Here is a 19,687-nt window from a genome sequence, read left to right on the forward strand (position 1 = left end):
CGAGCGCAATGACACTGTTGTAACCTTAGTCAACGTTGCAACAAGCAACGGCGGACTATGGCGCAGTTTGGTAGCGCACTACACTGGGGGTGTAGGGGTCGCAGGTTCAAATCCTGTTAGTCCGACAATATCCGGCGACGGTTTTGCGAATCTAGCTTCAATCAATTGTGACACCGTCTCCGACAGATAGACCCACCGCGCCAACGCGGTGGGTCTAGTCGTTGTGGACTCCTTGGCGTCCATAAACAATAAGAAACACAACATGGTTCGTCCCCTCTAAAACGACTTCTAGTCCGGAACCCCACACGGTTTTCCGAGCTAGATGTAGAAGGAAATTCAGTTGGTCTTATGCAGCCGCGCCCGCGACCTGCGCGTGCCCCATACGCGGCCTTAACGGTCTAGCGTGACCACCGTCGGGCGCGGTTGCGTATCCGCGAAGCCACCGCTGACGACCTGCCATTTATCACCGCCACCCTGCGAGCGGGGCACCTTTGTCACCCTTGCCGACGCTGGTGGACACCGCGCGGGACTCACCCGAATCCAGGGCGGTGACACTGCCCGCGGCCCCATCCCGCTTACCCGGTCTGTACACGAGGCCACGGTTGCAGACATGTCCGCCACCACACCAGGACTTACCATCAACCTGCCCAATATCGTCCATGACGACCTGATTATTCGCTGCACCACTTTTGACCCGCACGGGTGCGTTCCCGCAGCCACAGACGAGTTTCCCGGCGTGGACTACTGCCCTAGCCTGCACCACCTGCTGCGGGACGAACCAGCCCCCCCCAGGCATCGACATCACCCACGACATTATCCGCGCGCTACTTCCCTACCGCGGGATCCACATGGACATCGAGCCGAGGGTTCTCGACGGCGAGGTAGACATCGAACGGCTGTAGCTACAGGCTTAGCTTTAGGCGATGAAGGAAACCCAGCAGTGTTGCGATGCTGCGGCTGGGGCTTCTCTTTTGCCCAGTCCCCAAGGGGACGTGTCACCAAAACGGAGGCACCCTCGGCCTAAATGTCGCCACCACCAGCTAGGGTTATGAGACGAAACTGTCTCTCAGACCCAAAAGGACACCTCAACAGTGAGTACAGCTGAACTGAATCAGTCCGTCGTGTGGAACACCGCCGACAAGTACCTGCGCTCCATCGTAGAACCCGAGGACTACGGTGACTACATCCTGCCGCTGACCGTCCTGCGCCGCTTGGAGTGCATTTTGGCACCCACCAAGGACAAGGTTGTAGACCTTGCCACCAAGCTGCACGAGGAAGGCATGAGTGAGGCCTACCTGGACTGGGAAGTACAGTCACAGTTCGGATTGTCCTTCTACAACACCTCGCGGCTGGACTTGACTCGCATCGCGGAAACCGACGACCACGTATTCGACTCCCTCATGGATTACGTCGGGGCATTCTCACAGAGCGTGCGCGATATTTGGGACGCGTTCGACTTTGCGGTCAAGATGCGCACGCTTGACCAAGCTGGTCGCCTATGGCCGGTGGTCAAGCACTTCTCCACCATCGACATGTCTGTGGAGGCACTACCAGACGCACAGATGGGTGACCTGTTCGAGCACGTCATGTACCGCGCTTTTAACACCAAGGGCAAAGCTGCGGGTGCCTTCTATACCCCGCGCGATGCGATCCGTCTCATGGTGGACATCCTCTTTGAATCCGACGACTTGGGCCTAACCTCGCCGGGTGCCTCACGCACCGTTTACGACCCTACCGCGGGCACCGGCGGCATGTTGCTCGTGGCCGAGCGCGCGTTGAAGGAACTCAACCCCAACATTGAGGTCAACCTTGCAGGCCAGGAACTCATGCCCACCGGCTACGCCATTGGCAAGGCCGACCTACTCATTCAAGGCGGTGAACCAGACGCGATCCGCCACGGTGACACGTTGCTGATAGACCTGTATGAGGGCGAGCAGTTCGAATACATCCTATCCAACCCGCCGTTTGGCTCTGACTGGTCAGTGCAACAACCATCAGTCAAGGAGCAGGCCAAGGTACCTGGTTCGCGCTTTAGCCACGGCCTGCCCAATAAAGGCGACGGCCAGATGCTATTCCTCTCTCACGTGGCTTCCAAGCTCATGCCCGCAGGCAAGAACGGGTCCGGGGGACGTGGTGCAGTGGTATCCAACGGCTCTCCGCTGTTTACAGGAGGCCCCGGTTCAGGCCCCGACCAGATCCGCGCGTGGCTGCTAGAAAACGACCTGGTGGACGCGATTATCCAGCTGCCCACCAACATGTTCTACGGCACGGGTATTTCCACCTACATCTGGATTCTGGACACCAACAAAGAAGACCACCGGAAGGGCTTTGTGCAGCTAATCGACGCCTCCGCGTGCTGGTCTGTGCCAGACAAGGGCTTGGGCGACAAGCGCCGCGAGATGCGCGAGGCCGACCGCGCCAAGGTGCTAGAGGCCTACAGCACTTTTGCCGACAGCGAGATGTCGAAAGTACTCACGCCAGATGATTTGGGCTTCCGCGATGTGAAGGTGACCAAGCAAGCACGACTAGGAGTCCACGTCACCGACGACGCAATTGCTGAGGTACTAGCGCACAAGCAGGCTGTTAACGAACACGCCGACGTGGTGTGCGCGGTGGCTAACGCTTCCTACAACGACCTGCCGGACGCGCTCAAGGCCGCGGCCAAGGAACACGGCGTGAAGATGCCCGCTACGCTTATCGACGCCATCTCCAAGGCCATCGCCATCCCCGACCCAGACGCAGAGCCAGCAGTTGACCGCAAGGGCGACCCGGTTCTCGACCCGTCATTCACCATGACCGAGCGCGTGCCACTGACCGAAGACATTGACGAGCACATGCAGCGCGAAGTACTCCCCTTCGCACCCGATGTCACTTGGGATGAAACCAAGGCCGTCACCGGCTACGAGATCCCATTTAAGCGCGTGTTCTACAAACCCGAACCCGTGCGCCCCCTAGCCGAGATCGATGCTGACGTAGCCGAGGTCATGGGCCGTCTCATGGGCAAGTTCGGGCAGGTGAGGAAGTGAAGAGTGAGATGAAGCGCTTGGCACCCCTGTGGAAATTCGCGGAGGTATCACCGCCCACGCCGGAGTTCGCAAGCCTCACACGCAACGCTGAAGTGTCCTTTATCCCCCTTGAAGACGTTTGGCCGACGTACGCAGCCAACGACTTTCAAATCGTCAACTGGGAGACTCGTCTGACGGGGTATACGCCGTTTAGGCGCGGAGACCTCCTATTGCCTAAGGTCACACCGACGGTGACACACGGTCGAACCATGATTGCCGACATCACCACCAACCTGGGTGTTGCTTCCACTGAGGTCTATACCGTTCGTGCTCGTCCTAGCACTGACCCCCGCTGGCTAGCTTACCTGCTTGTAGGGACTGAATTTCTGGGTTTCGCAGGGGCTTCTGTACAAGGCACCGGAGGTTTGAAACGTATAAGCACACAGTTCGTGGAGTCTTATCCACTTCCCAATTCCACGCCAGACGAACAGCGCGCCATCGCTAACTACCTAGACCGCGAGACCGCCGAGATCGACGGCATGCGCGCCGATTTGGATAAGTTGGAGCGGCTGCTGACGGAGCGACGCAATAGTGCCATCGTCTCAATGGTTAGTGGAGAAAAAGTAGAAGGCGAAAGTGACCCTTTTCGGTGCTATCCCAAAATTAAACTAGATCGAGTCGCTTCTGCGTACCAGCCTAAAACTATCTCCCAAGAGGAAATGCGCAGCGATGGGCAATTCCCTGTTTATGGTGCAAATGGCGTAATTGGGCATTATCAATTTTACAACCATGAGGATTCCGAGATTACTGTAGCCTGTCGTGGCGCGACCTGTGGTGCTGTTAATATAACGCCGCCATTCTCTTGGATCACGGGTAATGCAATGGTAATAAAGCCTAGAACTCAGTACATTAATAAAATGTTTATGCGTTTTGCGCTTGAAGTCTCCGACTATGAATTAATCGTCTCCGGCAGTGCTCAACCTCAAATAACGAGAGAGACTTTATACAAACTTGAAATTCCCCTGCCACCCCTCGCCGAACAGCGCCGCATCGCCGACGAGATCGACCGTGAAACCGCTGAGATTGATTCGATGTTGGAAGATATTACGAAGCTGCGGGACTTGCTGGCGGAGCGCCGCGCGGCAGTGATTTCGGCGGCGGTGACTGGACAGATTGATATTCCTGCTTCACTCGACGACAAGGACGAACCTCATGCCTAAACGTGACATTATGCGCGAAGAGCGCCTGGAAGAGACCATCTGCGAGTCGTTGCAATCCAGCGGCTGGATTTATGAACCGGGAATGAAGGACACTAGCTGGGATGCACGCCTGGGGCTGTTCCCCGGCTGATGTGTTGCACTGGCTTTCTACCCAGTACCCAGAGGACTACGCCAAAGCCGTACCGCAGGATGCCCCTGAAGCAACGCGGGAGAATGCGGAGAGGTTGCTGCTGGAGTACGTCGCCAAGCGGCTCGAATCCGCAACGCGCAAGGACGCACAGACCGGACGCATCCGTGGCGGCCTGCTGGGTACTCTGCGCGAGGGCTTCAAGTACGCGCAGCCTAACGCGCGCTCAGCCACCTTTGGCCCCATGGTGGCGTTCCCACCAGCTAATCCGCTCAGTGTGTCTGCTGCCAAGCGAGCACAGGACAACCGCCTGCGCATTATCCGCCAGGTTCACTTTGACACTACCAGCGGCGAGACACTGGATCTCGTTGCCACGGTTAACGGCATTCCGGTAGCCACGTTTGAGTTGAAGACGGACAACACGCAGTCAGTGGCTCATGCGATAAAGCAGTACCGCAAGGATCGTGTGCCGTCAAAGAATCGCCGCGTACTCCTGCCGGGGCGCGCACTGGTTCACTTCGCAGTGTCGAATGACGAGGTGTACATGACCACCGCGCTTCACGGCAACGAGACGAGGTTCCTGCCGTTTAATCAGGGACATGACGGCGCAGGCGGAAACCCGCCGATTGCGGATAAGTCAGCTACGTCCTACTTGTGGGAGCAGGTGTTGCAGCCGAGGCTACTGCTGCGCATCTTGAGCGACTTCGCGGTATGGGAGCCGAATTCCACGTCCAAGCGCGGTGCGAAAGGTACCTTGATTTTCCCGCGCTTCCACCAGCTGCGCGCGGTGGAGAAAGTCACCACCGATGTCGCCGAGCGTGGCGCTGGCGGGCGCTACCTCATCGAGCACTCCGCAGGCTCAGGCAAGACAAAGACCATTGCGTGGCTTGCGCACCGCCTAATTAGGCAGGTGGCCGAGGACGGCACCAAGACCTTTGATTCCGTCATCGTGGTCACCGACCGCACAGCACTCGACACCAACATTCGCCAGGACATGCAGGCACTAGCGGCATCGCGCGGACTGGTGGTCTCGGTCGGTGAAAACTCTGGTGCTAAGTCGCCACAGCTGCGCGAAGCACTGGTAGAGGGCGGGCACATCATCACCTGTACGTTACAGACCTTCCCGTACGTGCTCTCACTGCTCGATGATGATCCGGATATTCAGGGCCGCAACTGGTGCGTGATTGCAGATGAAGCGCACTCTTCACAGACTGGTTCCTCCGCCTCGGCGCTGCGCGAGCTTCTCGCTGAGGTTGAGCTAGATGATTCGGAGGACTACACCGCTGATGACCTGCTAGAGCTGCGCCAGGAAGCAGTCGCTACCGCATCAAACATGACTTTTGTAGCGCTCACGGCCACGCCGAAGGGCAAGACCCTTAGGCTGTTCGGCACCCAGACCCCGGACGGCCACTACATCGCCTTCGACACGTACCCGATGGGTCAGGCCATTGCCGAGGGCTTCATCATGGACGTGCTTACCAACTACTCCACCTACACCATGTGGGCGGAAGTCCGCGACGAGTTGGGACGAACCGAAGAGGTAGATCAGTCCGAAGCAGTCTCCGACATGGTGCGTTTTGTCCGCCTGCACCCGACCTCCATTGCACAAAAAGTTGAGGTCGTTGTAGAGCACTACCGCCGCAACGTGGCCCACCACCTCGACGGCCAGGCACGTGCCATGGTGGTGACCTCCTCGCGCAAGGCAGCAGTGCACTGGGCGCGTGAGATGAACCGCTACATCAGCGAAAAAGGCTACGAGTTTCACTCGCTCGTGGCGTTCTCCGACGCGGTGCGTATGGAGGACGAAGCAGAGCCGGTCACCGAAGTCAGCATGAACGGCGAATCCGATGTAGAGCGCGCCTTCAAAGACGACGATCAGGACTACCGCGTGCTCATTGTGGCTAACAAGTTCCAGACCGGATTTAACGAGCCGCGACTGTGCGCGATGTATGTGGACAAGCACCTCTCTGGTGTCGCAACGGTGCAAACACTCTCACGCCTGAACCGAATTTATCCGAAGAAGCCTGCCCCGATGGTGGTCGATTTCGTCAATGATCCCAAACTCATTGAGGCTGATTTCAAGCGCTACTACCAGGGCGCGGTAATTGACACCGACATTGACCCTAATTCCCTGCACACGCTAGCAGATGAACTCGATACCGCGGGGTACTACGACTCCGACGAGATGAATAAGGTTGCCGAAGCCTACATGCCAGGCGAGGACTCAGAAAATCTGCGCGGTGCGGCCAATACGATTCTTGACCGCTGGCGCTCAGACCGAAACTCCACCGATAAGGACACCCGCGAGCGCGCCAAAGATTTCAGGGCACACGTCCTCAAATATCGGCACGCCTACGAGTTCCTCTCCCAGATCATTGCCTACGCCGATGGTGACGTGTCACGCCGCGCCATGTTGTGTAGCGTGCTGGAGCCGAACCTGCACATCACCGAGCTCGACGACGATGAAGACTTCCTGACAGGTGTCACCCTAGCCGGTGTCGCCATTGCCCAGAGCGGCGTAGAGGAAGACTATAGCGTGAGGAACAGTGAACTAGAACCGTTGAATGTCCCTGAGTTCACGGTTCGTCTTGGTGAGCCGAAAACCCCACTACGCGCGGCTTTTGACGAAGCCGTTGAAAAAGTCAACGACATCTTCTCCATGGCAGGTGTAGATGTCAACAGTGATGAAACCGCGCAGATGATTGTTGCTGCCTGGGGAACATTGTCCTCCAGTCCAGTAGCGGTGCGTCTGGGCAAAGAGAACAACCGCGAGCAGCTCAAACGCTCGCGCAAGTTCCAGCAGGAAGCCACCAGCGCCATCTTCGACGGCATCGAACAACGCAAACAGCGCGACGCGCTGCTTACCACCGACCGCGACGTGCTACGCAACGTGATTTCCACCTTGGCTGAAATCATGGCCGCGGCGAATGAGACTGGCGAGTTGGAGTAGGACAGAGGACTAACCTCCTGCCATCAACCCGCCTCCGACACCGACGCGGCCCATCAATCGACGGAACCGGCCACGGAAACTGGCGGAAACCATCGCTGTGGTGCGGGTCCTTGCTGGTGGGTGGGTAGTTTCGCGAAAGACTCTCGGCCCGTGCTTCGGCACGGGCCTTTTCATTCCCACTGCCGCCACCGCCCCATTTTCAGGGCGCTTCGCGGCCGAGTCGCCGCAACGGGGCCGCCAGGGCCGGTTAGAATAGCCGTCATTATGCGTACTCGCCGCCACCAGCTGTTGCCCCTGCTGGCTATTGGGATCATCGGTTGGCTAGTGCGCATGGGGGTTGCCGCCCGCGGTTGGTTCTACTGGGATGACTTCATCCTTATGGCCCAGGCCCCGGAGACAGCGCTGATGGCCCCGCACGACGGACACCTCATGCCGGCCGCCCGAGGAATCATGCGGCTGGTGGCGGGCGCCGGCGACCTCAATTGGGCCGCCGCGCTGTGCGTGCTGGGCCTGCTCAATGCCGTGGCTATCGCTGCGGTGGCATTCCTCGCTCACCGCCTACGGGGCGGCTGGCCGGTGCTGCTGGCCTTCGCCCTGTACTGCCTGTCACCGCTGAACCTACCAGCCACCAGTTGGCTCTCAGCCGCAATCAACCTGCTCCCGCTGGAAGGCGCCATGGCCACGGCGACCGCCTGCGTGCTCGGTGGAGCCCGCGTGGTTCGAGCCCGCAGCAATGACCGTCCGAGGACGCACGTGGCCGGGTGGGGCGCCGCACTCTGCGTGCTGGTGGGTTGCCTGTTCAGCGAGCGCATGCTGCTGGCCCTGCCCTTCCTCGCTTTCTGCTGGTTCCTCCTGGGGTGCCGGCGCAGCATCTTCCCCTCCCTCGGGGTGGCCGTGGTCTGGGCGGGTATCTACATCCTCGCGGTCGACCTCCCCCGCGCGGAAAGCCTGGGGCTTGCAGGGACCTTAAGGCACGGTTTCCTACAGGGCTTCCTGCTGGCCGCGGCCGGCGGCCCATTGGGGTGGGACAGGTGGCACCCGGGCCCTCCCTTTGCCACCCCGGTTACCGCCATGGTGGTAGTCGGTGTGTTCGTCGCGGCCGCCATCGTGGTACTAAGCGCACGCAACCGCCGCGGCCTAGCAGGTTTTCTCACCTGCGCAGCTTACGTGGCCGCCTGTCTACTCGCGGTCAGCCTGGGCCGGGGCGGCCAGGACACGGCCTTCGAGATCGTGCAGACGCTGCGCCACTTCTCCGAGGTCAGCGTGCTGCTGGTTATCGCCACGGCACTCGCCTTCCGCGGCCTGGACTCCACCACCTGGCCGGGTAGAATCCTTTTCGCCCTGGGCGCGGTGATTGGCGCCTTGAGCATCGCTAGCACTCTCAGCTATTCAGCGTCCTGGGCCGAACAGCCGGCCCGCGAGTATTTCCGGACCCTTAACGGCCAGCTCGCCGCGCGGGAGACTCCCCAGCTGGACCAGGAGATCGACACCCAGGTCCTGCTGCCAGTCGCCTACCCCGACAACCGGCTGAGCAAGATCCTGCCGGATGCGCCCGTCGCCGCCTGGACCGAGCACCCGGGCATCGTAGGCGGCGACGGCCGAATCCGCGCGGCCGACCTCCACCCCGCCCGCAGCACCATCCAGGCCGCGGCCGAACGCGATACCAAGCCTAGCTCCGGAACCGGAGCCGCCGGCATCGAGCAGTGCGGGCAAGAAATTGGAGCTGGCCAGGAACAAACCCTGCGCTTGGACGGCCCATTGTTGGAGCGCGAGTGGGTGGTGGAGCTCAACTACCTGGCCGGCGCGGAGGCAACGGCGGGGATCAGCCTAGACGGCGAGCGCACCGAGGTGCCCCTGCGCGCCGGGCTCAACCAAGTCTTCGTCCAAGTCACCGGCGGCGGGACCGAGCTCACCGTCGCTCTGCCCGAGGCAGCCTCCCCCATCTGCGTGCAGACCAGTCGCGTGGGCACGCTCTGGCCAGCGGGCTAGCACCTAGTGGTGCCGGTAGCGTGCGTTTTCCGGGACATCAAGGCCGATGGATTTCACCACGCCGATGAGCGCCAGGTCCATGATGTGGCTGGAAGAACGGAGCTTCTCCTCCTGAGACATAGCCACAGTCGCTGGCCGAGCGGTTAAATCCACGGGCATACCCTAGAATTGGCCAAAAGTAGCACAGTTAACATCTCGCTTAAGCATGCAAAAACCGCCGTGACCAAAGCGTTGCCACGGCGGTTTAAGGTGCTAGACGATTTACTTCTCGTCCTCGCCCTTGTTCTCGTCGTTGCCGGTGCCCAGGCGGTCCTCGACCTTGCCGCGGACGTCGGAGATCTGGTCGGACTTGTCCTCGCCCAGCTTGTCCTTGGCGAAGTCCTCAGCCTTGTCCAGGCCCTGAGAGGTGGCTTCCTTGCCCTTGTCAGAGTTCAGTGCGTCCTTAGCCTTGTCCATCAAACCCATTGTCTTTACTCCTAATAGTCTCGAGTATCTTGACTGCTTAAATCTTCACTTATCTGGACCGTTTGACCGGCCGCTACCGATCGTACCGACTTCCTTGCCACTCACCCACCGCGCGAGCGCAACAATTTGATAACCACCCGCCCTACAGTCGGAACTGTCCCAGCCTAGGGACACCCGCCGCGTCGCCGTATCGAGAGGAATTTACCCCCAAAAGGAGGGGTGAGAATTCTTCTGTTTCCAAAGAGCAAACAGGCCTATTTCCAAGTGTTAGCGTAATCCACAAAGTAGTGGCTCCTACGCTGCTGATGTCGATTGCACCGTTTACCTCCCCTACAAGGAGATCTTTTCATGACCTCTTCTGCCCCGGCCCAGGCATCCGGCCGGACCGTCAACACTAGCTGGGCTTTTTCACTCTTCGGCACCGCCGTGGGAGCGGGCATCCTCTTCCTGCCGATTAACGCGGGCAGCTTCGGCTTCTGGCCGTTGCTGATTGCCACCATCTTGATCGCCCCCATGACCTACCTGTCCCACCGCGCGCTCGCGCGCATCATGTGCGTCTCCCCGCGCCAGGGCGAGGACATCACGGTCGTCGTCACCGACTACTTCGGCCAGAAGATCGGTCTGGTCATCTCCGTGCTGTATTTCTTCGCGATCTACCCCATCGTGCTGATTTACGGCGTGTCCATTACCAACACGGTGGACTCCTTCATCGTCAACCAGTTCAACGGGCCGCACATTAACCGCGCGCTACTGTCCTTCCTTCTCATCGGCGCGATGACCCTGGTCTTCGCCTTCTCCGAGAAGCTGATGCTTTACTTGACCCAGTTCATCGTCTACCCACTCATCCTGTGCCTGGCGGGCGTGTCCATCTACCTCATCCCGCAGTGGGACCTGCAAAGCTTCATGGAGGTCGACTCCGGCAACTCACTGGCGCTCATCGGCGGGATCATCATGATTTTGCCGGTGCTGGTCTTTTCCTTTAACCACTCCCCGGCCATTTCCCAGTTCTCCCTGGCCATGCAGCGCCAGTGGGGCATCAAGTCGCACGAGAACGCCTCCAAGGTCTTGTTCGCCACCGCGCTGATGCTGACCGTGTTCACCATGTTCTTCGTCTGGTCCTGCACCCTGGCCCTGGGCGCGGACGGTCTGCAGGAGGCCCGCGAACAAAACATCCCGGTCCTGTCCTACTTGGCGAATATCTCCGGCGTTCCGGTGTTGGCCTACCTCTCCCCGGTCATCGCCATCCTGGCTATCATCTCTTCCTACTTCGGCCACGTGCTGGGTACCACCGAGGGCGCGCGCTACATCCTCAAGAAGGTCTCTCCTTCCCTGGCCGAGCGCACCACGCACCAGCAGATCACCAACATCGCCTACGCGCTCATCTTCATCACCACGTGGATTGCCGCCGTCCTGAACCCGGACATCCTGGGGCTTATCGAGAGCATCGGCGGCCCGTTCATTGCGGCCATCCTCTACCTGATGCCCATCTGGGCCATCTACCGCATCGATGCCCTCAAGCGCTTCCGCGGCCGCTGGACCAACTGGTTCGTGGTGGTTTTCGGCGTCATCACCATCTCCGCTGCGGTCTGGGGCCTGTTCAACTAAACGCGCCCCACGTGGCACGCCGCGCTAAGAGCGCGGCTTCTACGCTTGGCGGCTAGGTATCGCGGGTGCCCTCGGGGCGGCCCGGAATCCCGAAGAAGTCGAGAACCTTGTCGGTGGCAAAGCCCTTGCCAACATGGGCGTCTTTGTCATAGGCGCCGCCGGGCCAGACGTGCTTGCCGCCGCCAATCCGGATGTGCTGGAGCGGTTCCTCGCAGCCGCTCCAGGTCTGCAGCAGGGCCGAGTTGGCCAGGCGCTCGGTCCGGATGCGGGAGCTGCAGCGGTTGCGCTCCTCGTCGTGGGCTAGAACATCGACCACCGAGTTGTAGCGGGTACCGTGCCGTTTGCCGCCGTAGTACTTGACCACTGGATCGTTGGTCCCGTGCAGGTCCAGGCGGCCGACGGGTTGATCGGCGCAGTTGTTGTGGATCGCCTCATAATAGGCGGCCGAGATACTGGCGATGGACTTGAACGTCCCGGGCATCTGGCAAGCCAGGTAGGCCACGAAACCGCCGCCGTTGGACATGCCGGTCGCGTAGATGCGCTCGTCGTCGATGGTGTAGGTGGCGCGCACGGTGTCGAGGATGTCCTCGACGAAGGCGATGTCCTCGGAGCCCTTGGTGTCGGCATAAGGGGCCGGCGCCCACGCGCCGTTTTTGCCCTGCGGGTAGACAGAAATGGCTTCCGCGTGCCGGAAGTCGGTGTACTTGAAGTTGTTCCAGCTGGTTTCCTTCCAGCCGTGGAAGGACATCAACAGCGGCCACTTCTTGGCCGGGTCATAGTCTTCCGGCACCGCGAGCACGTAGGTGCGCCCCGAGGGCAGGTTGATCTCGGTGAAGCTGCCGGGCTCTGGCCCGTCCAGCGGGGCCGAGCGCGGGATGCCCAGATCGATGCGCTCCCTAGAGCTCGGAGCCGCCGCGTCCCTTTCGGGGGTGCCCTGGGAGGAGCACCCGGCCATTAGGGCGGCGGTCGCCGTGACTGCCGCTACTGCGCGGAGGATGGGTTTCACTGCGCTTTATCCCGGCCTTTCTTCCATGCGGCCCATAGGCGGGCGTACTGCCCACCGCGGGCGACTAGTTGTGTATGGTTGCCTCGTTCGATAATCCGCCCGCTATCCATGACGAGAATCTCGTCGGCATCGTAGGCCTGATCCAGGCGGTGCGCGACGACGAGGGCGGAGCGGGACTGGGTGACCGCCTGGGCCGCGTCGGTGAGCACCGCCGCGCCCGAGGTACCGGCCTCCGCGGTTGCCTCGTCCATGATAACCACCTTTGGATCCAACAAAAAGATCCTAGACAGGGCGAGTTGCTGCGCGGCGACCGGGTCCAGTTGTTGACCCCGGGCGCCAACCTCCGTGTCGAGGCCGTCCGGGAGCTCGGGGAAGCCCACGCGGTCGAGCGCGGCCTGCATTTGGGCGTCTGTGGCCGCCGGAGCCGCCAGCGCGAGGTCCTCGCGCAGCGTCCCGGAGAAGACGTGGACCTCCTGGGAGATCAGCGCCAGGCGGACGACGCGCTCGCGCGGTCCGAAAGGGCGGAGACCTCTACCCCATCGACGGTGACGTGCCCCGCGTCCGGCACGCGCAGGCCGGCCGCCAACGCGGCCACCGTCGTCTTGCCCGCGCCGGAGGCGCCCACCAGGGCGATCTTCTGGCCCGGCTGCACGCGCAGGCTGACGTCTTCGACCGCCCAGCCGTCGCCGTAGCCGAAGCTGACGCCTTCCATCTCGACCTCGCCGCGACTGGTGGGTGCGCCCGCGGCCGTGACGGGCCGCGGCGGGTCGATGACCACGCCCACGATGCGCGCCAGGGAGGCGTAGCCGGACTGGACGGTGTCCAGGATGCGCATGAGACCCAGCAGCGGTCCGCGCAGGCGGATGAGCATGAGCATGGCGGCCGTGACCGCGCCGACGCTCAGGCCGGCCGACTGCGTGGCCAGGTAGCCGGCGATGAGTCCGGCAGACAGCATGACGAGCTCGACGAGGGTCATCCAGAACTGCAGGGTGATCATGGTGCGCCGGGCGCTGTAGCCGCGCTCGACGACCTGCCAGGAGGCCTGACCGACCTTATGGTGCATCTCGTCTTCCAGGTGGAACGCCCGCACGGTCGCGTTGCCGCGGATGACTTCCAGGATGCGGCGGGCGCGGGTAGCCATGGACTCGCGTTCGGCCACGTAACGACCGGGCGCGACCTTGAGGTAGGCCCGCGCGGCGAAGAAGTACAGCGGGGCCGCACAGGCGACCACCAAGAGGAACTGCCAGTCCAGGGTCACCAGGGCAATGGCGGTGGCGACGATGGAGAAGGCCGAATTGCTCAGCACCGGCGCGGTCTCGGTGACCGCGGCGGACAGCTCCGCGACGTCGTCGGTAGAGCGCGAGACCAGGTCCCCCGTCCCGGCGTCCTCGACCCGGTGGGTAGGCAGGCCCACGGCGGTGGAGACCATCTGCAGGCGCAGCTGCGCGATGATCTTCTCCGTGACCCGGGAGATGAGGTAGAAACCCAGCGCTGCCAGGATCGCCGCGGCCGCAGCCGCGCCCAGCAGCTGGGCTGCCAGGCCGCCCAGGTGTTGCGGCTCGCCCGCGATAACGATGTCGACGATCCGTCCCAACCAGATCGGGATTAAGATGTTGGCGGCCGCGCCGGCGCTTAAGACCACCAGCGCTAGGACCAGCCGCCAGGCCGCCCCGGGGATGGCCTTCACGTTGTCGGCAACGCAGCGGCGCACCTGCGGCCACGTGGCGTTCGGGAACCGCATTAGGCGCGCACCTCCTGGGCCAGCCAGGCCGGCGAGGAGGTGTAGACCACCGTCGGCTTGTCCGCGCGGGTGGCCGCGATGCGCTCCACGATGGTGGCCTCGGTGACCGAGTCCACCGCAGACGTCGGCTCGATGAGCACGAGGACTTCCGGGTCCGCCGCGATGGCGCGGGCCAGGGCCACGCGCTGGCGCTGGCCGCCGGACAGGTGCCCGCCGTTGTCGCCCACCTCGCGGTCGTGGCCCCCGGGGATGTCCTCCGCCGCGGCCACCCACAGCGCCCGGGCGGCGGATTCGGCGTCTGCGGAAACATTGCTGCCCACGGTCCCGTCGAAGATATCGGCCTGGTGCGGGGCCACCAGGTAGCGCTCCCGCGGCAGTCGCGCCAGGTAGTCCGGGACCTCGCCGGTCTCCACGTGGATGCCCGGGCGCAGGGCCGGCAGCTCGGCGGTGTCATCGGCGGCGAATTCCGGCGGCTGGTTCAGCAGATCGACGATCCGGGCCCCGCTGGCCTGGGCGGCCGCCCAGCGCGAGGCGATATTGCGGCCCAGCATGGTCATTGGGGTGATGATGAACTGGGTCAGGCCGATGATCGTGATGAGCTCGCCCACGCTGAGGTACCCCTGCAGCGCCAGCCAACCCGCCACGCAGCCGACGACGATCACATACAAGCTGCCGATGCCGGTGGTCACCGCGTTCAGTCGCGCCTGGGCGGCGTTGGCAAAGATGGTCTTGTCGTAAGCGTTATCGGAGGCCTCCGCGTAGCGGCGCCGTACCGTATCGACCGCACCGATGCCCTTGATGATGCGCAGACCTTCCACGACGTCGGTGGCCGTGGCGGCCGCCTGGGCTAGGGCCGCCTGGCGCACGCTGGAGCGCTTGCGCAGCGGGCGCGCCGCCGTCAGAGAGCACCAGACGATGATGGGTCCGCCCAGCAGGACGGCCAGGCCCAGCGGCAGGTAGATAAGCCCCACCATGACGGCCACGTAGACGATGGAGACGACCTCGGCGACGGGAAAAACCGTCATGAACACGGCGTTCGCCACGCGCTGGGTGTCGGTGGAGGCGATGGACAGCAGTTCGCCGGCAGTGCGGCGCCGCCCGCCGATGCCCCGTGGATGGGTAATCCGGTCCGTGACCGCCATGCGCAGCTGGTGGGCGATGAGCAACATCGCCCAGTTAAACAGACCCCGGGAGAACCAGCTCGCCGCGGCGTTGACGGCGAAGAGCCCGATAAGCACCGCTACCCACACCACCAACGAGCGCAAGGAGCTGCTGGCTATCGCGTCGTCCACGGCCTTGCCGACGACCACCGGGGTAAGCCCGTTGCACACGAAGGTCACTGCCATGAGCACCGCGGCCGGGATTGTCCGCTGCTTCTGCGAGAAGACAGTTTTCAGCAGCCAACGCTTGTCGCCGGGTGCTGGAAGAGATGACATAGGGATCCATCCTATAAGGGAACATGAGAAACAGGTAAGTTTATTAGCGATGTCCACACAGCCTGACCCGCGCAATTTCCCGTCCTACCGCCCGCCCTCGGAAAAGGAGGGCCCCGAGTTCCGCGGGGCTGCCCACCGCACGGCCACAGCCCGGGCGTTCGGGCACGGCGCCGGAACCTACCACGACGTGCGCCCGTCCTATCCGGCACAGGTCGCGAAGCTACTGGCCGACCACGCCACCGTGGTCGATATCGGGGCAGGCACCGGAAAGCTCACGGAACAGCTGGCCGCGACCCCTGGCGTCGAGCGCGTCTGGGCCGTCGACCCTTCCGCCGACATGGCGCGGGTGCTGGAAGAAAACCTCGCGGTTCCGGTGTGGCGGGCCAAGGCCGAGGCCACCGCGCTGCCGGAGGCGAGCGTGGACGCCGTGGCGGCGGCGCAGACCTGGCACTGGGTGGACGTGCCGGCCGCCTGCGCGGAATTCGACCGGATAGTCCGCCCCGGCGGGCACGTGTTGCTGGTGTGGAACACCCTGGATGTCACCGATGATCCGTGGCTGCTGCGGCTTGCGCGCATCATGCACAGCGGCGACGTCCAGAAGCCCGGCTTTTTACCGGCCCTAGCCGCGCCCTGGACCATCGAGCGGGAGTTGCGCACGACCTTTACACAGGAGCTTTACCCCGCGCAGCTGCACCAGCTCATGCACACCCGGGCCTATTGGCTGCGCAACGGGGACAAGATCCACCAGCGGATGACGCACAACCTCAACTGGTACCTGCGCGAGCACACCGGACTGAGTGACGACGACGCGGTGCGGCTGCGCTACCGCACCGACGCCTTCCTGCTGCGCCGCGCCTAGCGCTTCTTGCGGCGCTCGCGCACGCGCACCGCAATCCGGACCGGGGTGCCGTGGAAGCCGAAGCGCTCGCGGAACTTGCGCTCCAGGTAGCGGCGGTAGCCTGCATCCAGGAAGCCGGTGGTAAACAGCACGATGGTCGGCGGCTGCGTGGAGGCCTGCGTGGCAAAGAGAACGCGCGGCAGGCGGTTATTCTTCATCGGCGGCGGGTTGGCCGCGATCGCCTCGCGCATCCAGTTGTTGAGCTGGCCGGTGGTCACGCGCTGATCCCAGCTCTCCAGGGCCTCGATCATGGCTGGTTCCAGCTTCTGGAGCGCACGCCCGGTCTCCGCGGAGATATTGATGCGGGTGACCCAGGGCAGGTGCGCCAGCTGCTGGTCGATCTCCCGGTCCAGGTAGTAGCGGCGATCCTCGTCCATCAGGTCCCACTTGTTGAAGGCGATCACCAGGGCCTTGCCGGCCTCGAGCACCATGTTGAGCACGCGCTGGTCCTGCTCGGAGATCTCCTCCGAGGCATCGATGAGCATGACGCAGACCTCGGCCGCGTCGATGATGCCGCGGGTGCGCAGGGAGGCATAGTACTCATGCCCCTGGGCGTTCTTGACCTTCTTGCGCAGGCCGGCGGTGTCGATAAACCGCCACAGCTGCTGGTCCAGCTGGACCAGGGAGTCGACCGGGTCCACGGTGGTGCCCGCAACGTTGTCGACGACGGCGCGGTTCTCGCCAGTGAACTTGTTCAGCAGCGAGGACTTCCCCACGTTCGGCTTGCCCACCAGCGCCACGCGGCGCGGTCCGGCGGTAATTGAATGCGCACGCGGGGTCTCCGGAAACAGGCGCAGGACCTCGTCGAGGACGTCCGCGCCGCCGCGGCCGTGCTGCGCCGAGACCGGCCACGGATCGCCCAGGCCCAGGCCGTAGAACTCCGCGACGTCGGCGTACTGGTTGTCCGAGTCGAATTTGTTGGCCACCAGGATGACCGGGACCTGCGACTTCTGCAGGCGCCGCGCCATGACCGAGTCGGTCTCGGTGATGCCGACCTTGGTGTCGACCACGAAGACAATGACGTCGGCGGTTTCCATGGCCACCTCCGCCTGGCGGGCAATGGCCGCGTGGATACCCTTGACGTTGGGATCCCAGCCGCCGGTGTCCTGGACGAGGAAGCGCTGGCCGTTCCAGTCGCCGATGTAGGACACGCGGTCGCGGGTCACGCCCGGATGGTCTTCGACCACGGCCTCGCGGCGGCCCAGGAAGCGGTTGACCAAGGAGGACTTGCCCACGTTCGGGCGGCCGACGATGGCCACGGTGCACAGGGCTTCCGAGTCGTACTGCTGGCCGCCCATCCCGTAGGCGGCCTCGATCTCGGCCCACTCTTCTTCCGTCAGCGGGGTCTCCGGGTCCTCGTCCTCGCCGTAGTCAGCGTCGCCGAACTCGGATTCGTCGAAGTCGTAGTCGAACTCCTCGGCATCAAAATCGGCCGCAGCCCAGCCCTCGTGGGGATCGCGCTCTAAAATCTCCTCGGCCGGCTCGGTGCCCGGGGTTTGCCCGTGCGGGGAGTAAAACTCGGTCTCGGTCTCCGGCGCGTTGTCGCGACCGTTGCCGGCGCCGTTGTCGTTGGGGTTATGAGTCATTACGGGACTCCTCTACTAGCTGCACTAAACGCTCTACTACCTCAGGGAGGGTGAGCTCGGAGGTATCAATGACGGCGGCGTCGTCGGCCGGGCGCAACGGCGAGGTCGCGCGGGAAGAATCCGCGGCGTCGCGGCGCTCGACGTCGGCCAACACCGCCTCGAAGTCGGACTCGCGGCCGACGGCGAGGTTCTGATCGTGGCGGCGCTGGGCGCGCACCTGCGCGCTCGCCGTCAGGTAGGCCTTCGCCGGGGCGTCCGCCAGCACTACGGTGCCAATATCGCGGCCTTCCACGATGGCGCGGTGGGCCTGGTGGGCCAGCTTGCGCTGCAGGGCGACCAAGTTGTCGCGGACCTGGGGGATGGCGGAGACGGCCGAGACGTTGCGGGTGACCTCGTCACCGCGGATCTCGCCGGAGACGTCCTCGCCTCCCAGGAAGACGGCGGTCGTGTCCGGGTCGTCGGAGACCTCCAGCGGCAGATCCTTCGTGGCCTCGATGACCGCGGGGGCATCGGCCGGGTCCACGCCGCCGCGTAAAACCGCCAGGGTCGCCACGCGATACATGGCGCCGGTGTCGACGTACTTGGCCGCGAGCCGCTTGGCCAGCTCGCGGCAGGTGCTGGACTTGCCGGTGCCGGACGGGCCATCCACGGCCAGCAGCAGGCCGTCGTTGGGCATATTGCTGAACATCTACATCCCCACTTCGTTGTACAGGCTGGTTAGTTCGCTGTCGTTGAGGGCGCGCATCTTGCCCGGCTTGAGCTCGCCCAGCTGCACCGTGTGGATCTTGGTGCGGACTAGGCGCTGGACCGGGTAGCCGGCGGCCTTGAGCATACGGCGCACGATATGCTTGCGACCCTCGTGCAGCTCGAGGCGGATCAGGGAATAACCTTGGTTCTTGTCCACCACCTGCACGAAGTCAGCCTTGGCGACACCGTCGTCGAGCTCGATTCCTTCCTTGAGCGCGCGCACGAGCTTCTTGTCCCCCTCGCCCAGCACCGTGGCGAGGTAGGTCTTGCGCACCTCGTACTTGGGGTGCATCAGGCGGTTGGCCAGCTCCCCGTCGTTGGTGAGCAGGAGCAGGCCCTCGGTGTCCGCGTCGAGGCGGCCGACGTGGAAGAGGCGCTGGCCGGCGGCCACGCGCTCGGAGATGAGGTCGCCCACGCAGGGCCGGCCCATCTCGTCCGACATCGTGGAGTGGACCCCGCGCGGTTTGTTGAGCACGAAGTATTCCATGTCCTCGTTGACGTTGACGCGGGTGCCGTCCACGCGGATGATGTCCACGTTCGGGTTGACGCGCACGCCCTGGCGGGTGATCTTCTTGCCGTTGACTTCGACGCGGCCCTTTTCAATGAGGACCTCGGCGTGGCGGCGCGAGGCTACCCCGGCCTTCGCCAGGACCTTCTGGAGGCGCTCGCCCTGCTGGGCGGGCGCGGCGGAATCCGCGGAGTCTTGGCCGGCATACAGCCAGTCGGCGCCCAGTTCTTCGGCTACCGACTGCGCGGTCGCGGCGCGGTCTTTCTTAGAAACGTGCTGGTGGCGTGCCGGTTTCGCGTTTGAGACGATAATCTCGTCGACGCGCTCCTTCTTGTCCGGTGTGCCATCGCGGCGAGCGGGTGGATTCACAGGTGCATCCTTTTCGAAATATGCAGTTGATTAGG

13 protein-coding genes, 1 tRNA gene and 1 pseudogene are annotated in these 19,687 nt (G+C 63.2%); 8 read left to right on the top strand and 7 right to left on the bottom strand.

Annotation, left to right across the window (positions count from 1 at the left end; translation table 11 throughout):
* Nucleotides 1-51 precede the first annotated feature (51 nt).
* The 6 genes from HMPREF3067_RS02120 to HMPREF3067_RS02145 all read left to right on the top strand — a co-directional run bounded on the left by HMPREF3067_RS02120 (nt 52) and on the right by HMPREF3067_RS02145 (nt 9,291).
* A tRNA-Pro gene (locus tag HMPREF3067_RS02120) sits at nt 52-125 on the top strand.
* A gap of 966 nt (nt 126-1,091) precedes the next feature.
* Entirely contained in the window at nt 1,092-3,026 is a 1,935-nt protein-coding gene (locus tag HMPREF3067_RS02130) for a type I restriction-modification system subunit M (RefSeq protein ID WP_070768090.1), read from the top strand.
* A gap of 248 nt (nt 3,027-3,274) precedes the next feature.
* A complete protein-coding gene (locus tag HMPREF3067_RS02135; protein ID WP_168166937.1) occupies nt 3,275-4,225 on the top strand; it encodes a restriction endonuclease subunit S in 951 nt (316 codons plus the stop codon).
* Nucleotides 4,218-4,355, top strand: a complete 138-nt coding sequence (locus HMPREF3067_RS11470) for a hypothetical protein (RefSeq protein ID WP_246819203.1) — start codon at nt 4,218-4,220, stop codon at nt 4,353-4,355. Before HMPREF3067_RS02135 ends, HMPREF3067_RS11470 begins: the two co-directional genes overlap by 8 nt.
* The gene (locus tag HMPREF3067_RS02140) at nt 4,327-7,302 is read left to right on the top strand and encodes a type I restriction endonuclease subunit R (RefSeq protein WP_246819204.1); all 2,976 of its coding nucleotides are present in this window, start codon (nt 4,327-4,329) and stop codon (nt 7,300-7,302) included. Before HMPREF3067_RS11470 ends, HMPREF3067_RS02140 begins: the two co-directional genes overlap by 29 nt.
* Before the next feature lie 264 nt (nt 7,303-7,566).
* Complete coding sequence (locus HMPREF3067_RS02145) at nt 7,567-9,291, top strand: hypothetical protein (RefSeq protein WP_070768092.1); 1,725 nt, start codon at nt 7,567-7,569, stop codon at nt 9,289-9,291.
* A 261-nt stretch (nt 9,292-9,552) separates the two neighbouring features.
* Here HMPREF3067_RS02145 and HMPREF3067_RS02150 read toward each other — a convergent pair whose 3' ends face one another.
* On the bottom strand, nt 9,553-9,747 hold the full coding sequence (locus HMPREF3067_RS02150; RefSeq protein ID WP_371259760.1) for an antitoxin: 195 nt from the start codon (nt 9,745-9,747) through the stop codon (nt 9,553-9,555).
* A 357-nt stretch (nt 9,748-10,104) separates the two neighbouring features.
* Here HMPREF3067_RS02150 and HMPREF3067_RS02155 point away from each other — a divergent pair, with 357 nt between their 5' ends.
* Entirely contained in the window at nt 10,105-11,361 is a 1,257-nt protein-coding gene (locus HMPREF3067_RS02155; RefSeq protein WP_070768094.1) for an SLC5/6 family protein, read from the top strand.
* Nucleotides 11,362-11,413: 52 nt separating this feature from the next.
* Here HMPREF3067_RS02155 and HMPREF3067_RS02160 read toward each other — a convergent pair whose 3' ends face one another.
* From HMPREF3067_RS02160 to HMPREF3067_RS02170, 3 genes and pseudogenes are all read right to left on the bottom strand, one after another.
* Nucleotides 11,414-12,367, bottom strand: coding sequence for a CE1 family esterase (locus HMPREF3067_RS02160; RefSeq protein ID WP_246819205.1), 954 nt, complete (start codon nt 12,365-12,367; stop codon nt 11,414-11,416).
* A pseudogene (locus tag HMPREF3067_RS02165) lies at nt 12,364-14,108 on the bottom strand (ABC transporter ATP-binding protein). The gene HMPREF3067_RS02160 and the pseudogene HMPREF3067_RS02165 overlap by 4 nt, the downstream one beginning before the upstream one ends.
* The gene (locus HMPREF3067_RS02170; protein ID WP_070768095.1) at nt 14,108-15,544 is read right to left on the bottom strand and encodes an ABC transporter transmembrane domain-containing protein; all 1,437 of its coding nucleotides are present in this window, start codon (nt 15,542-15,544) and stop codon (nt 14,108-14,110) included. Before HMPREF3067_RS02170 ends, HMPREF3067_RS02165 begins: the two are co-directional and overlap by 1 nt.
* A 49-nt stretch (nt 15,545-15,593) precedes the next feature.
* On the opposite strand from HMPREF3067_RS02170, the gene HMPREF3067_RS02175 reads away from it, so the two are divergent.
* Nucleotides 15,594-16,403 (top strand): class I SAM-dependent methyltransferase, encoded by an 810-nt coding sequence (locus tag HMPREF3067_RS02175; RefSeq protein WP_070768096.1) that lies wholly within the window; start codon nt 15,594-15,596, stop codon nt 16,401-16,403.
* Here HMPREF3067_RS02175 and der read toward each other — a convergent pair.
* Genes der through HMPREF3067_RS02190 form a run of 3 tightly spaced genes read right to left on the bottom strand, consistent with a single transcriptional unit; the run spans nt 16,400 to nt 19,652 of the window.
* Nucleotides 16,400-18,028, bottom strand: coding sequence for a ribosome biogenesis GTPase Der (der, locus tag HMPREF3067_RS02180; RefSeq protein ID WP_070768097.1), 1,629 nt, complete (start codon nt 18,026-18,028; stop codon nt 16,400-16,402). The genes HMPREF3067_RS02175 and der overlap by 4 nt on opposite strands.
* Nucleotides 18,018-18,716: a (d)CMP kinase gene (cmk, locus tag HMPREF3067_RS02185; RefSeq protein WP_070768098.1), complete on the bottom strand. Its 699-nt coding sequence runs from the start codon at nt 18,714-18,716 to the stop codon at nt 18,018-18,020. The genes der and cmk overlap by 11 nt, the downstream gene beginning before the upstream one ends.
* Nucleotides 18,717-19,652, bottom strand: a complete 936-nt coding sequence (locus HMPREF3067_RS02190; RefSeq protein WP_070768099.1) for a pseudouridine synthase — start codon at nt 19,650-19,652, stop codon at nt 18,717-18,719.
* Nucleotides 19,653-19,687: the final 35 nt, after the last annotated feature.

Source organism: Corynebacterium sp. HMSC04H06 (assembly GCF_001815935.1).
Classification (GTDB): domain Bacteria; phylum Actinomycetota; class Actinomycetes; order Mycobacteriales; family Mycobacteriaceae; genus Corynebacterium.

Excerpts from the sequence above, each read along its gene's own strand:
- HMPREF3067_RS02155 (WP_070768094.1), top strand. The coding sequence starts at position 10,105 with ATGACCTCTTCTGCCCCGGCCCAGGCATCCGGCCGGACCGTCAACACT.
- HMPREF3067_RS02175 (WP_070768096.1), top strand. The coding sequence starts at position 15,594 with ATGTCCACACAGCCTGACCCGCGCAATTTCCCGTCCTACCGCCCGCCC.
- HMPREF3067_RS02150 (WP_371259760.1), bottom strand. The coding sequence starts at position 9,747 with ATGGACAAGGCTAAGGACGCACTGAACTCTGACAAGGGCAAGGAAGCC.
- HMPREF3067_RS11470 (WP_246819203.1), top strand. The coding sequence starts at position 4,218 with ATGCCTAAACGTGACATTATGCGCGAAGAGCGCCTGGAAGAGACCATC.
- HMPREF3067_RS02140 (WP_246819204.1), top strand. The coding sequence starts at position 4,327 with ATGCACGCCTGGGGCTGTTCCCCGGCTGATGTGTTGCACTGGCTTTCT.
- der (WP_070768097.1), bottom strand. The coding sequence starts at position 18,028 with ATGACTCATAACCCCAACGACAACGGCGCCGGCAACGGTCGCGACAAC.
- HMPREF3067_RS02135 (WP_168166937.1), top strand. The coding sequence starts at position 3,275 with ATGATTGCCGACATCACCACCAACCTGGGTGTTGCTTCCACTGAGGTC.
- HMPREF3067_RS02145 (WP_070768092.1), top strand. The coding sequence starts at position 7,567 with ATGCGTACTCGCCGCCACCAGCTGTTGCCCCTGCTGGCTATTGGGATC.
- HMPREF3067_RS02170 (WP_070768095.1), bottom strand. The coding sequence starts at position 15,544 with ATGTCATCTCTTCCAGCACCCGGCGACAAGCGTTGGCTGCTGAAAACT.
- cmk (WP_070768098.1), bottom strand. The coding sequence starts at position 18,716 with ATGTTCAGCAATATGCCCAACGACGGCCTGCTGCTGGCCGTGGATGGC.